General features: G+C 54.9%; 1 protein-coding gene. It reads right to left on the minus strand.

Features of this window, described 5'->3' with window-relative positions:
• Window positions 1-96: 96 nt before the first annotated feature.
• On the minus strand, window positions 97-344 hold a 248-nt coding region (locus H3005_RS21030), incomplete at its 5' end, for a hypothetical protein (protein ID WP_223880386.1).

Genomic DNA, 344 nt, shown 5'->3' on the forward strand with positions numbered 1-344 from the left:
GGAAGTGGCCTCAGCGCCATTCCCGTGTGCTGCGAAGTTTCCTTCGTAGCGAGCCGCCCATTATAGCCGGCTTTTCCGCTTCGTCAACACCTTTTTTCAAGGCCGTCTCACCGAGGTGGACGTTGTTGCCGATGCTGCTTCGTCGTTGGACCCGAGGGCCTTTCGTCGTTGCGAGCCGCCTATTATGGCAGGCTTTTCAGCTTTGTCAACAACTTGTGAGAGGAACTTGAAGCTCTTCGCGAAGTTGTTGCCGTAAGTCCAGGTCGAAACCTGAGGCTTGCAAAAAAAGGAAAACCCCGCTGCATGAGCAGCGGGGTTTTCGGGGTATAAACCCTGGCGATGAC

Source organism: Stenotrophomonas sp. Br8, assembly GCF_014763005.1.
Lineage (GTDB): Bacteria > Pseudomonadota > Gammaproteobacteria > Xanthomonadales > Xanthomonadaceae > Stenotrophomonas > Stenotrophomonas lactitubi.